Source organism: Proteus sp. STS61-E, assembly GCF_040932335.1.
Taxonomy (GTDB): Bacteria; Pseudomonadota; Gammaproteobacteria; order Enterobacterales; family Enterobacteriaceae; genus Proteus; species Proteus mirabilis_B.
Genome location: NZ_JBFQGE010000003.1, coordinates 318,274 through 331,409 on the forward strand (window position 1 = coordinate 318,274; position 13,136 = coordinate 331,409).

Consider the following 13,136-nt stretch of genomic DNA (forward strand, 5'->3'; position numbering starts at 1 on the left):
TATTGTGGTATCACAATAAGAGAGATGCCAAATGATTAGCTAATAATGACTAGGTATAAATACCTTGTTTTAATTAAAAATAATAGTAACCATGAAAAATTAATTAATTCAATCTGTTAGCATATTGATAATTTCTATTTTTAACGTAACTTAAAATAGAAGAAGAGTAAGATTAAATATATAAATCAAACTTATTAAATAAGTTTTTATATATTTTTTCATTTTTTATTATTTTATAAAAAATAACTTGATACAGAAGTATCAAGTCACTTTTTATTATCTATTTTTAATTCTTTTTTTCTTTTTCTTTATCGGCTATTTCTTCGAGTGTTGATTGAATTAAATTTTCAATATAGTGATCAACTAATAATTCAACAGCTTCACTACGTGTGGAATTATTTAAATAAGATAATCTATCAATCTTACGTAATGCTGACATTTTTAATGAAAGTGAAACCGATTTTTTCTTATCTTTATCAAGATAAACTCGGCTTGTCATTCCATTATGACGAAGATCTTCACTGGCAGATAATGCCTCACGCATACGGCGTAATGCTTTACTATCGAGTTGACCTCGTTCAGTCATTTGATATGCGCGAGAGGCTTTGCTGTATTTTATTTCAGCGCCATAAGAATCTCTTATCTCTTTTAAAACACGAGTTAACGTAGGCTCTGAGCATTCAAGAGCAGAAATAATCTTAATGGTTGGAACCTTTTTTCCAGAGCTTAAAAGGGTTGCCAGTGTAAAGACTCTGACCTGACGAGTGCTTAATTGCATGCTTAGTTACCACTTATTCTGTCATTTGTGTGTCAAAATATTCAGCAATAATTTCTATTATTCTTGTTCTGTATTGACAAGGATAAATAAAATAAGCTTCCTATTAAATGTAGTATAAATTAATAATTGAAATAAAAAAAATACACTTTTTTAAATAAAAAATTTCGCGTTATTCTTATAAGTTCTAGTTAAAGATAACATGCTTTAACTAGAAACTTATAAATCGAAATCAATATAAGATAATTATTTTATCTCATAGAGATTACAGCTCGTTATAGAGTATTTTATGTTGCGTTAAAACGTTGAGCATTATTTTGTTGGTTAGGAATAATGCCATAAATTTTAGCTCTGGTTAAAATACTCAATGCCCAGCGACGATGTGTTGCTGGTTCACACATTGCACCTTGTGATTTAAAGACTGCTTGTGTTGAATTTAAAATACGCAACGCATCTGAATGATCGGATTGAGATACCATGAGCGCTTGTTCAATCTTATGAATTTGCTTTGGATGGATTGCCGTTTTACCGACAAGACCATTGGCAATATCAAGTGCCAGCTCTTTATCCATAATATGATGATCATCAATATGCTCACAAACAGGCGCAGTAAGGGCGAATTGGCGAGCACCAAAGACAGCAACCAGCATTTTTATTACGTAACCCATTGGACCATCATAAAGTGTTAATTGACGATTGCGTCTAAGAGAAATGACATTCATTAAGTCATTACCACCAATACGTAATGCAATAATTCTGTTATGGCAAGGGTGAGTTAACAGATGGTTTGCAAGCTCTGTCATTTGAATAACATCAAACACTTCTTCTGTTTCAAGTGTTGGCATCATACATAAATGTGTATTTTCAATAATATTCCACCAAACTGGCAGAGAAGCTTGCGTGAACTTAGGTAAAACAAGACCATCGATGGCACTGACATCAAGGTTTTCAGTGATCCATTGACCCATTTCAGTGTGGCGAGGGCGAATAAACAGCAGTGGCCAATGGCTACAATCACTGTTTTTTTTGTGTTCTGCTAAGGTATTTAATAACGCTGCCAAATTTTCTAATGCAACAGGAATATCGGCATCACTCACGGCATCTTCTAAACAGATAATTAAAGAGCGTAACCCTTCAATTTTCTGGTCGATGATCGTTGTTGCAATATCTGTTCGTGTTGCAGGCATATAAAGCGTTGCCCCTAAATTCCACGGGGATAATCGTTCAATCATTATTTCACCTTTTTAATGATAGTCACTGCACGATATTGACCAAGCGCTTGCCCTGCTTCAATAACAGCAATATTTTTTTCTTGCGCAAGATAAACCAGTAACGCAACATCAGGATCGGCTATTTCTCTTACAAGAACATGGTCAGGTACACGGCGTAAAACAGCGCGTGTGGCTTCAGCAATACCGGGTTTTATACGATTGATATTTGAAATATCATATTTGTTTGCAAGTGAACTAACGACGTTTTCGCTCAGCTTTTTTAAGTCTGATTGTTGTTCTTTAAATGTGGCTAGTGGGATCTCGTTGTTGATTAATATATCAACGACTTTTCCAACAGTATCAACAAGATAACGACTGCATTCATACTGTTTTAAATGTTGGCAATCCACAAAGCCGTGAAAGCCTTTTTCAGTCCAAATTGAACGTGAAATTAAACCTGAAACAGGGGCTCCCATGATCCCAAAGGGGATAAGCCAATCTTCATCGCTGGCACTTAGCCATGCACAGCCACAAGGATCAGCAAGGACGACAAGACGAGGTTGAGCTGGATAGCCTTTTCGTCCTGATAACGAACGAATAAGCTCACCTGTAATAGCGCCTTTTCCTGTCCATCCATCAACAAAAACAATACCCTCTGTACCGTGGCGTTGTTCTATCCATGAAAGTGCTTCGCTATCAATGCCCCTATCTCGAATAATACTAATACCGTAGTGATAAGAGGTTTTTCCCATTTTACGCAATGTTTGTTGCAACATGACGCCTAAAGGAACACCTGCACGAACAAGGCTTGTTAGGATTATTGGGGTATCACCAAAGCGTTCAATTAGTGATTTAGCCAACATTATGACTTCAGTTGCTAAGCGTGTAGCGCCTGTTTCTAGTGCTTTTTCAAAGAGATCTAAATGCCATGTTGTTGGCTCAGGCTCTTGACTTAGCATGTCAGAATAGTGGCGTTTACCCGACTGTATCAGCTCTTCTTTTAACTCAACGGGCGTCATTTCGATATTCACCGGTTGAAGTAGGAAATCGACATCTCCTGATACATAAGAGCCAGAAAACGGCTTATGATCCATCATGTTTATTCTCCAAAAATTTTTGTGTTAATCGCATCTGCAAATTGGCTTTGACGAGGAAGCCCATACCAACTACATAATTTCATAAAGCGATGATCACTAAGGCTGTCGCCAAGTCCAATTACAGGGAAAACACCTCGCTCAGCTTTTAATTTATTGAGCAAATAGGTGACAGCTTTGCCTTTTTCGATAGGCTCGGGTAACCAAGCAATATTGTTGCTGTTGCGATGAATATAAAAACCGTCGGTTGAAAATGTTTTTTCTATTTCATCACCTATGGCATATAGCTCGTCTAAGCGAGTGCTATCGTTATGCTTCATGACTAAATAAATAGGCAAATCATCGTATTCATAGTTAATACGTGCCCAACCATCAATGTTTCGTTGCGCCATTAATTGCGTAATTGATTGTTGTAGCGTCAACAAACGTTGTGTATAGGTCGCTAAGCTTTGAGTGATATGGCTTTGCCATTGCGCATCTGCTGTGCCTTCAGGCGTTAATATCACTGCACCGTGTGTGGTGATCGCCCAAGAATGAAACGCAATGGTGACTCGGCTAATTTCTTCTGTTCCGCGCGCAGTAACTGGAATTAAATCTGCGTGCTCTAACATCCAATCGACAAGCATGGCTTGCTCTTGAGTCATAAAGCTACGAGGTTCTAAGCTTCTATCGAGCGCACCCGTTTTATAGGGTTCTAGCGCTAATTCATCGACCATCTTACGACGTGTTTGAAATAAGGTGTCGTCGAGATCAGTTAAAATAACGGGCTTAGTCATAACTGATTACCTCAACAATAGGGGCAACTTTATTGAGGGCTTCAATCAGTTGGTGATCAATACTTTCGGCTGGTGTTTCACAACAAAGCAAAATGCGATCAAATTGTTGATGAGCTACGTTATAGACGAAGTTAGGAATACCTAAACCATAATTATCAGTAAATGTAATCGCTGATTGAATGGCAAAATTAGTTGAAATAGGTGAACGGGTTGTTGAACTATATTTTACAATAGCACCTTGTTTTTCAAGGCGTTCAGCTAATAAGAACGGTTCCCAGACAAATTCTCCCGATCCTAAGACAAGGATCTTTTCACCCAAAGAAGCATTGATGGATAAACCGAGATCGCTTGCCGGCGTTGTCATCCCTAATCGACCCCAGCTCTGTTTACCGGTGATCGCTACTTGCCCTGATGCAGTAATATTAACATTAGGCATAACAGGTAAAGGCGCGTTTGGATCGGCATCCCATTGCCATTTACCTTGAACTAAAGAGATGGTCTTAATCGGTAATGGGGAGCGCTCAGAGATAGAATCACCACTCCAATCGGTTAAGGTTACAGCGATAACTTGCTCAATGTGGGTTAATCCACCTTCTTCACGCAGTGCTGAAAGTAGGTTAATAAAAGTATTGCCCGTAGTGGCTTCATCATCAATTAATACAACAGTTTTTGCTTGTTGTACCCACAGGCGTTGTTCTGCTGTTTTAGGCAAATAGAGTAAGTGATCAGTCGCATGGCTGTGATTTTCTTTAAACTCACACAACAATTCACCTTGATCAACAGGATGACGTGTTGATGTTAAATAAACAGCTTGTTGATAGCGATTTCTCACTTCATCAAAAACGCCAGCACCTAAACCGACTGCGGTTTCTGCCATACCAATAAACAGAACAGGGCCTTCAAGTGAGTCAGGAAATTGACAGGCAAGTTTTTGATAGGTTTCACGCATTTTTTTCGGTGAAACAGGGATATGACGCCCCAATACTTTACTGACAAATAAAAATGCACGCTTAGGATTGCGTCTTTCTGCAATATCAAATAATTCATCAAGTAACTCAATAGGGCAATTTGGCGTCACACTTAATGTGCCACAAGAAAGAGGGCGACGATAAACGGATGAGTCACTCATACTATTTTTCATTATTAATTATTATCCGTACTGATTAAGTTTGTTAACGTTGAATTGAAAACAATAGAATCGGTGATTGAGCGTATTTTTGTTGGTGTAAAATGGTTATTTTGGGCTTGAGCCTCTTCAATACTCATTAATCCTAATTGGCGTAAAGCAAAAATACCTGCAAGGTTAATTCCACAATGTTGGGTATAACCAATACCACCAGAAGGGCGCATATTAATTTCAAGTAAGAGCGGGTTGCCTTGATGATTATTTCGAGTCTGCACATTCACAAGCCCGTCGGCTTTCATTGCCGTTGCACACGCTTTACCTAATTCATAAGCCTCGCCTGAAATTTCCAAATGTTGTATTGCACCCTCTTTGCGTCGAGCAACAGCGGCAATAACATTACCTTGCTCAACCACCATATCCACAGAGTATTCTGGACCCGGTAAATAAGGCATTAAAACTAAAGGTTCAAAATGTTCTACTGCCTTTAATGCATCAAGATATTGTTGAGGATTGACTTGGCGATTTTCTGGGTGATTAAACAGTGCCATCGGCGAAACTTGATTATCAAAACGCCAAAAACCCATGCCATAAATCCCTTTTACGGGTTTGATGCATAAAGGAGTTTCACCAAAAGGAGGCTCTTTTATATGCGCTTCTAATTCATCGATCGATTCAATATAAATAGAAGGTACCGCAGGAAGTCCACATTGTTCCATCGCTTGTGCAAAGGCGACTTTATTATCAGCTAACTGAAGCTGCTCAAGTTGTGTGGCTCCGGTTGTTAATTTTACCCCTAACGACTCAATTTCTTGGCGGTGTAATTCAAACCATGCGCTATTGCGCCCCGTGTGAATGACTCTCACTTGATGCTGTTTTACAACATCAGCAATAAATTTTAAGCGTAATGTCTCTTCAAGAGGTTCATAAAAAGCCCCATCAGCAAGCGATAAAATCTCATTTCGAGTATGACGATGAGATGCAAGCACAAAGATCTCTTGGTGCTGCTGTTTTGCAAAGTCTTTAACACTTTGAATTATATCGCGTTGTGATGATAAACCTTCCATAAACCAAATTGTGTTATTCATTACTCTGTATACCGTGAAATAAAAGTGTAGGGTTCAATGCCTATAATCATGAAGATTTCGAAGAACTGTGTCAATCATAATATGATTTATTTGAGTTAATTTTAAAAATGGGTGATTGATTGCGTTATTATTATGATTTTCTTGTGTTTTTAACATTTTATTACAATAAAAATGTCATTAATATCAATTGGTTGACAAAACTTTAAGTTTGAATAAGAAAAATAGTCTTGCTCGTGTACTTCATCATGATATGATGATTTTCATGATATGGAATTAATCACAAATGGCGTTATTGTTTCACTCTACCTCTGAAGGAATTTAATTATGGTTTCATTAAGCAAGAATCAAACAGTTTCTCTCAGTAAACAAGCACCTACACTGAGCCATTTAATGTTTGGTTTGGGCTGGGATCCGATTAAGAAAAAAGGATTATTAGGCGGTCTTTTTGGTGGTGGTGGTTCTATTGATTTAGATGCAAGTTGCGTATTGCTTGACGCAAGTGGCAATCAAATCGATACCATTTGGTTTAGAAAATTAAAATCAAGTTGTCAGTCAGTTATTCACTCTGGTGATAACTTAACAGGTGACGGTGATGGCGATGATGAAACAATTTTCGTTGATTTAGACCGTTTACCAACAAATGTTGAATACTTGGTATTCACAGTAAACAGTTTCCGTGGGCAAACATTCAATGAAGTTGAAAACGCGTTCTGCCGTGTTGTTGATAAAACAACTAACAAAGAGCTAGTGCGTTATACCTTAACAGAGCAAGGCTCTCATACAGGTATCGTGATTGCTTCTTTACAACGTAATCATGGTCAATGGGATTTCACTGCGTTTGGTGCGCCTTGTAAAGGCCGTGTTATTAACGACATGATGCCTGATATTGTGGCTACGGTGGTGCGATAAATGAATATGACTCCAGGTGGGAACTTACCGGTTCCTAATCAAACATTAATCGTTAGAATTCAATCAGGCGCGCCTGTTGATGTTTCTGCTTTTAGACTTTATGCGTCAGGTAAAGTGAATGGCGACACCGATATGGTGTTTTATGGGCAGACAGCCAATGATGATCGCACCGTTATTTATGCGACAGCTGGAAACAGCACATCTTTTACTGTGGATTTAGCCCGTTTGCATCCTGATGTTGAAAAAATTGCGTTTACTGCGACCTGTGATGGTCAACAAACTATCGCAAATTTACAACGATTATCGATTCAAGTTGATGCTAATAACGAAGTGGTGGCGAACGGTAATGTTGATATTAACGGCCGTCCTGAAGCGGCATTAATTTTAGGTGAATTGTATCGTCGTAATGGTAGTTGGAAGTTCCGCTTTATTGCCCAAGGGTTTAACGGGGGTTTAAAACCACTCGCTGAACATTTTGGTGTTGATATTGCAGATCCTGCTCCAGCACCAGCACCAGCACCGAAACCGGCACCCGCTCCAACGCCAGCGCCAAGTTCGGTGAACTTAAGTAAAGTCTCTTTAACCAAAGAGAAACCAGCAATCAGCCTTACGAAGAAAGATGACTTCGGTAAAATTCGAATCAACCTTGATTGGCATCGTGAAAGCAAAAGCGGGAGCTCTGGGTTATTAGGCGGATTGTTCGGCGGCAATAAAGGTATCGACCTAGATATCGGTGCATTCGTTGAACTTCAACAAGGGCATAAGTCCGTTATTCAAGCATTAGGAAACGGGTTTGGCGATTTTAATCGTATTCCTTATGTTGAATTGCAAGGTGATGACCGCACAGGAGATGTTGCTGGTGGTGAATGGATCTTTGTGAATGGGCGTGAATGGAAAAATATTAAGCAAGTGCTGATTTTCGCGTTTATTTATGAAGGTGTACCGAATTGGAGCAAGACTGATGGTGTGGTCACTATTCATGTTCCTGATCAACCACCTATCGAAACACGCTTAACTGATGGTAATAATGGTCGAGGCATGTGTGCGATTGCCCGACTAGTTAATGAGAACGGATCAATAAAAGTTGAACGTCTCAATGAGTTTTTTAAAGGCCACCGTGATATGGATAATGCCTACGGGTGGGGGTTTCGCTGGACAGCGGGCTCTAAGTGATCAAATTGATATAAGGAAAAATAACATGAGTTTTTTTAACAAATTAAAAGAAGGTTTTAATACAAGCCGTTCTGAGTTAGCCAAGCAAGTTGGTCGCTTTAAAAATAAAAAATTTATGCAAGGTACTGTTGCGGTTTGTGCGCGTATCGCCATTGCCAGTGACGGTGTGAGTTCTGAAGAAAAACAGAAGATGCTTGGTTTTTTAAAAGCATCGGATGAACTTAAAGTATTTGATACTACTGAAGTTATCGAATTCTTTAATAAGCTAATCCTGAGTTTCGAGTTCGATACTGAAGTCGGTAAAGGCGAAACCATGAAGTATATTCTGGCAATGAAAGATCAGCCAGAAGCTGCGCAATTAGCTATTCGTGTCGGTATTGCTGTTGCGAAAAGTGATGGTGATTTTGACAATGATGAAAAAGAAGCGGTGCGTGCTATTGCCATTGCATTAGGCTTTGAGCCCGCAGAATTTGGTTTGTAATTAATTTATAGGGAACCGTTCAGGAATTATTATGGTATCCACACATATTGGTTTTCCGACAGAAACTGTCATTGTCTTTGTTGTACTTGCGATTGGCGCTATTTTTATCGACTTATTTATGCATCGTGCAGATAAGCCGATAACGTTAAAGAATGCCATATTTTGGTCTATATTCTGGGTTGCTATTGCAATGGCATTCGCAGGATTCCTTTATATTCACCATGGTGCAGAAGTTGCGAGCTTATTCGTAACAGGTTATGCATTAGAGAAAGTGCTTTCCGTTGATAACTTGTTTGTCATGATGGCGATTTTCTCTTGGTTTGCTGTACCTGACCGCTTCCGTCACCGCGTTCTTTATTGGGGTATCATCGGTGCTATCGTTTTCCGTGGGATCTTTGTTGCCATCGGTACAGGACTGTTAAGTTTAGGACCATATGTTGAGGTAGTATTTGCCTTAATCGTTGCTTGGACGGCAGTTATGATGCTGAAAAGCGGTGATGACAGTGAAGAAATTGAAGATTATTCACAACATCTTGCTTATCGCTTAGTTAAACGATTTTTCCCTATATGGCCAAAAATCACAGGACACGCTTTTGTATTAACACAAAAAGAAGTTGATGCTGAATTAGCAAAACCAGAAAACAAAGAAATTACTATCGGTCGTGGTACAAAAGCCGCGTTATATGCAACACCACTTATGCTGTGTGTCGCTGTTGTAGAGCTTTCTGATGTGATGTTTGCTTTCGACTCGGTTCCCGCTATTATCGCAGTAAGCCGTGAACCCCTCATTGTTTATAGTGCAATGATGTTTGCAATCTTAGGCTTACGTACGCTTTACTTCGTGTTAGAAGCGTTAAAACAGTATCTGGTTTACCTTGAAAAAGCGGTTATTGTGTTGTTGTTCTTTATTGCTGCAAAACTGGGTTTAAATGCAACAGATCATATCTGGCAACATGGATACAGCATCTCCGCGACAACTAGCCTATTTGTTGTGCTAGGTGTTCTTGCTCTGGGTATTATTGCAAGCTTTGTATTCCCAGAGAAAAAAGATGATGAAGGTAAGACAAATTAATAAATATTCTTGAGAAATCAGAATATTAAAAACAAAACTAAAGAGGTTATAAAATGAGCGTTTCTCTTTCTAAAGGTGGTAATGTCTCTCTGAGCAAAGCAGCCCCAACGATGAAAAACGTCCTTGTCGGACTTGGTTGGGATGCCCGTTCTACAGATGGTCAAGATTTTGACTTAGATGCGTCTGTATTTCTGTTAGCTGCAAATGGAAAAGTGCGTAGCGATGCCGATTTCATTTTTTATAATAACTTAAGATCTGCTGATGGCTCAGTTGTTCACACTGGTGACAACCGTACTGGTGAAGGCGATGGTGATGATGAAGCGCTGAAAATCAAATTAGACATGATCCCGAATGATGTCGATAAGGTTATCTTCGTTGTGACTATCCATGATGCGCAAGCTCGTCGCCAAAGCTTTGGCCAAGTATCTGGTGCATTTATTCGTTTAGTTAATGATGACAACCAAATTGAAGTTGCTCGTTATGACTTAACTGAAGATGCATCAACAGAAACAGCAATGTTATTTGGTGAGCTATACCGCCATAACACGGAGTGGAAATTCCGCGCTGTTGGTCAAGGTTATGCGGGTGGTTTAGGTTCAGTTTGTGCTCAATACGGTATTAATGCCTCTTGATAGTCGATTTATAAGACACTAACCGCTGGCAATCATAAGATGTGATTGCCAGTTTATTCAATAAAGTAGGAGCTTTGATATGGCAGTTTCCCTCGTTAAAGGTGGTAATGTTTCTCTGACTAAAGAAGCACCAACAATGTCGGTTGCTATGGTTGGTCTAGGATGGGATGCCCGCGTGACTGATGGCGCAGAGTTCGATTTAGATGCGTCAGTGTTCATGGTAGGTGAAGATGGAAAAGTACTTTCAGACGCAAGTTTTATCTTCTTTAATAACAAAGTGAGTCAATGTGGAAGCGTTGAGCACCAAGGAGATAACCGTACTGGGGAAGGCGATGGTGATGATGAGCAAGTAAAAATCACTCTATCAAAAGTCCCTGCTGAAGTGAAAAAACTGGTATTCGCAGTCACCATTTATGATGCAGAAAACCGTAAACAAAACTTTGGTATGGTCAGCAACAGTTTTATGCGCGTTTATAACAACGACAATAATACTGAAATTGCACGCTTTGATCTTTCTGAAGATGCATCAACAGAAACTGCAATGATCTTTGGTGAGTTATATCGCCACGGCGCAGAGTGGAAATTCAAAGCAGTTGGTCAAGGTTTTGCGGGTGGTTTAGGTGCGTTAGCAGCACAACACGGCGTAAATATCTAAGACTCTATTTAGCCCTCGCTTTTGCGGGGGCTATTTGTTTGTATCGATAAGCAAATAGTAAGCGATTAAGGCTCTTTTTTTACGGTTACTTTAATCGGTGAATTTTTAGATTTACGACGACCAGTATGAAAGTGACGCCAATGAGGATCTTGCGCTGCAAACAGCAATTCATGATCACCACGAGAATCTCCCCACGCCCTTAAATGGTATTGTGTTAAGTCCCCATATACCGCTTCTAATCGTTTTATTTTTTCACCACAACGACAGTTATTACCAATAATTTTGCCTGTCAGCTTTCCATCAATAACTTCAAGCGTTGTTCCTATTAGTTTAATGCCTAAGCGCTTGGCAAAAGGTTGCAACACCATCGCGGGTGATGCAGAACAAATTGTCACTTCAGCATTGCTATTCACTTCTTCTGCAACAGCGAATAAGCCAGTAGGGCGCATCAATTTAGCCCAGTAAAGCTTACAAAATTCTTCTGCTTTTTCTTTTAACCATTGTTCATCAATATTGGTTAGAAAGGTTTTGATAAGCACTTCTTTTAGTTCATCACGCGTGAGTTTGCGTCTAAAGCAACGTAATGTTGGTAACACCATTTTAATTAAACGGCGTGAGAATTTACGTTTTCCAAAGGCGAATTTTAGAAAAGGAATAAAACTGTCGTGATAGGTTAGCGTGCCATCAAAATCAAACACTGATAACGTTTTTACGGTGTTTTTCGCGTTTTCAAATTGGGGTTGCATACAGGGTAAGGCTCCGTAAATCATCAGAGTTTGAGAAATATATTTTACTTATTATATCATTGTTCTAAAAATGAGATAGAGGCGGTCTTATTTGTTGATAAATAATGATTTTTATTATTAATAATGAAAATTAGAATAATGAGCCATAAAAAAACACCTCTTAGTGATTTAGACTAAGAGGTGCGATTTTATGCTGTTGGCAAACAGAATAAGGGATTAATAGTATTCAATCATAAAGGTTGCAGCCCCATTGGCTAAACCTGCCGATATTCTGTCGTCGACACGAATATAACGCGCCCGTAATGGAATTGTGACAGTACCTGCTTTTTCAGTGACTGGCTGTGAAAAGGTTTTTAGCGTATTAAAGCTAACGAAATCCTCGCCGGTATCACCGAATGCAAGTTGTATTCCTACACCACTTGCCGCACCAGGGATATTATCAATCGCAAAAGTGCCGGGATATGCGGAAATAATTGGATTTGCTGGTTTTATTCTTACTTTTATCTCATTAGGGCTTTTATCTGGGAAAGTTTGCTTATTTTCTGTTGAGATAATATTCCCTCTATATCCTGAGTAATATCCTCTAAATGCAGGACAAGAATATAAGTTAATGTCTGAGTTGATCCATTTTGTCGTACTTCCTTTTGTTGGCAATTCTCCTATTTTATGTGAACCAAGATTAACGTTATAGTCCTGTGTTCGACAAGATGATGATGTGACACTTATTGAACCCATCAATTGGTATCGTGTGTGTACAAAAGGGAAATCATTAGCAATAACAGCTACGCCTTTATCGCGATAATCAATAATCATCTCAATATTAGTAAAATTATTTAAATTAATAATACCAGGAGAAATTGGACCTATTTTAATTAAAGAAAAATTTAATTGAGGTTTACTCCAATATTTCATTCCAGATGCACCGTTGAGTGTTCCATCACTTATTTCACGGTTACCTTCCCAGTTAATAACGGGAGCACCCGGTGATAACGTATTATTTTTATCATTGTTTGCGTAAAAATTAATACCGATGCCAGGAATATTAGTTTGATAAGTATTTGTCGGAATACCCGCTATACCTGTCACTTTTGTTCCATTGGCTGATAACATTTTTAGAGTAGTAGTTTCATAAATGAAATAAGTACCATGAGGATTAGCATTTCTATTTCGATTACATAGATGCCCATAAAGATAGGTATCAATGGTTAATACTGAGGTATAAATAATAGAACCTATCGGCTTATCAACCCCTACATGTATAGCACCACCAACATTGATATTAAAATTTCTAGGTAAAGATGAATCAATACGTGTACAAGTTATAGGTGGTGCTGCTATAACCTCCGTAACAGGAAAAAGTAGAAGCATTAAGGCTAATGAATTTTTAATAATCGGCTTCAT

General features: G+C 38.7%; 14 protein-coding genes. 6 read left to right on the forward strand and 8 right to left on the reverse strand.

Annotated features, from left to right (window positions below; all coding sequences use genetic code 11):
* Nucleotides 1-286: 286 nt before the first annotated feature.
* From AB4J89_RS09740 to AB4J89_RS09765, 6 genes are all read right to left on the reverse strand, one after another.
* Nucleotides 287-778 carry a tellurium resistance protein TerW gene (locus AB4J89_RS09740; RefSeq protein WP_311755297.1) on the reverse strand — a complete coding sequence of 164 codons (492 nt, stop codon included), beginning with the start codon at nucleotides 776-778 and terminating at the stop codon, nucleotides 287-289.
* Nucleotides 779-1,062: 284 nt separating this feature from the next.
* Nucleotides 1,063-2,007, reverse strand: a complete 945-nt coding sequence (locus AB4J89_RS09745) for an HpcH/HpaI aldolase/citrate lyase family protein (RefSeq protein WP_088494618.1) — start codon at nucleotides 2,005-2,007, stop codon at nucleotides 1,063-1,065.
* Entirely contained in the window at nucleotides 2,007-3,083 is a 1,077-nt protein-coding gene (locus AB4J89_RS09750; protein ID WP_311755298.1) for a cysteine protease StiP family protein, read from the reverse strand. Before AB4J89_RS09750 ends, AB4J89_RS09745 begins: the two co-directional genes overlap by 1 nt.
* A 2-nt stretch (nucleotides 3,084-3,085) precedes the next feature.
* Nucleotides 3,086-3,856 carry a hypothetical protein gene (locus tag AB4J89_RS09755; RefSeq protein ID WP_088494620.1) on the reverse strand — a complete coding sequence of 257 codons (771 nt, stop codon included), beginning with the start codon at nucleotides 3,854-3,856 and terminating at the stop codon, nucleotides 3,086-3,088.
* The gene (locus AB4J89_RS09760; RefSeq protein WP_368469140.1) at nucleotides 3,849-4,985 is read right to left on the reverse strand and encodes a phosphoribosyltransferase domain-containing protein; all 1,137 of its coding nucleotides are present in this window, start codon (nucleotides 4,983-4,985) and stop codon (nucleotides 3,849-3,851) included. The genes AB4J89_RS09755 and AB4J89_RS09760 overlap by 8 nt, the downstream gene beginning before the upstream one ends.
* A 14-nt stretch (nucleotides 4,986-4,999) precedes the next feature.
* A complete protein-coding gene (locus tag AB4J89_RS09765; protein WP_088494622.1) occupies nucleotides 5,000-6,067 on the reverse strand; it encodes an ATP-grasp domain-containing protein in 1,068 nt (355 codons plus the stop codon).
* A gap of 324 nt (nucleotides 6,068-6,391) precedes the next feature.
* Here AB4J89_RS09765 and AB4J89_RS09770 point away from each other — a divergent pair, with 324 nt between their 5' ends.
* From AB4J89_RS09770 to AB4J89_RS09795, 6 genes are all read left to right on the forward strand, one after another.
* Nucleotides 6,392-6,976 (forward strand): TerD family protein, encoded by a 585-nt coding sequence (locus AB4J89_RS09770; protein WP_072064329.1) that lies wholly within the window; start codon nucleotides 6,392-6,394, stop codon nucleotides 6,974-6,976.
* Nucleotides 6,977-8,149, forward strand: coding sequence for a TerD family protein (locus AB4J89_RS09775; protein ID WP_088494623.1), 1,173 nt, complete (start codon nucleotides 6,977-6,979; stop codon nucleotides 8,147-8,149). It abuts the gene before it with no gap.
* A 25-nt stretch (nucleotides 8,150-8,174) separates the two neighbouring features.
* Nucleotides 8,175-8,630 carry a tellurite resistance TerB family protein gene (locus AB4J89_RS09780; RefSeq protein ID WP_088494624.1) on the forward strand — a complete coding sequence of 152 codons (456 nt, stop codon included), beginning with the start codon at nucleotides 8,175-8,177 and terminating at the stop codon, nucleotides 8,628-8,630.
* A 31-nt stretch (nucleotides 8,631-8,661) separates the two neighbouring features.
* Nucleotides 8,662-9,702 carry a TerC/Alx family metal homeostasis membrane protein gene (locus tag AB4J89_RS09785; RefSeq protein WP_194951190.1) on the forward strand — a complete coding sequence of 347 codons (1,041 nt, stop codon included), beginning with the start codon at nucleotides 8,662-8,664 and terminating at the stop codon, nucleotides 9,700-9,702.
* A gap of 53 nt (nucleotides 9,703-9,755) precedes the next feature.
* Entirely contained in the window at nucleotides 9,756-10,334 is a 579-nt protein-coding gene (locus AB4J89_RS09790; RefSeq protein WP_088494626.1) for a TerD family protein, read from the forward strand.
* Between the two features lie 79 nt (nucleotides 10,335-10,413).
* Entirely contained in the window at nucleotides 10,414-10,989 is a 576-nt protein-coding gene (locus AB4J89_RS09795; RefSeq protein WP_023582790.1) for a TerD family protein, read from the forward strand.
* Between the two features lie 65 nt (nucleotides 10,990-11,054).
* Here the strand turns inward: AB4J89_RS09795 and AB4J89_RS09800 are convergent, their stop codons facing one another.
* Together AB4J89_RS09800 and AB4J89_RS09805 are read right to left on the reverse strand one after the other, a co-directional pair.
* Entirely contained in the window at nucleotides 11,055-11,735 is a 681-nt protein-coding gene (locus tag AB4J89_RS09800; RefSeq protein ID WP_088494627.1) for an HAD family hydrolase, read from the reverse strand.
* Between the two features lie 216 nt (nucleotides 11,736-11,951).
* Nucleotides 11,952-13,136, reverse strand: coding sequence for a fimbrial protein (locus AB4J89_RS09805; protein ID WP_088494628.1), 1,185 nt, complete (start codon nucleotides 13,134-13,136; stop codon nucleotides 11,952-11,954).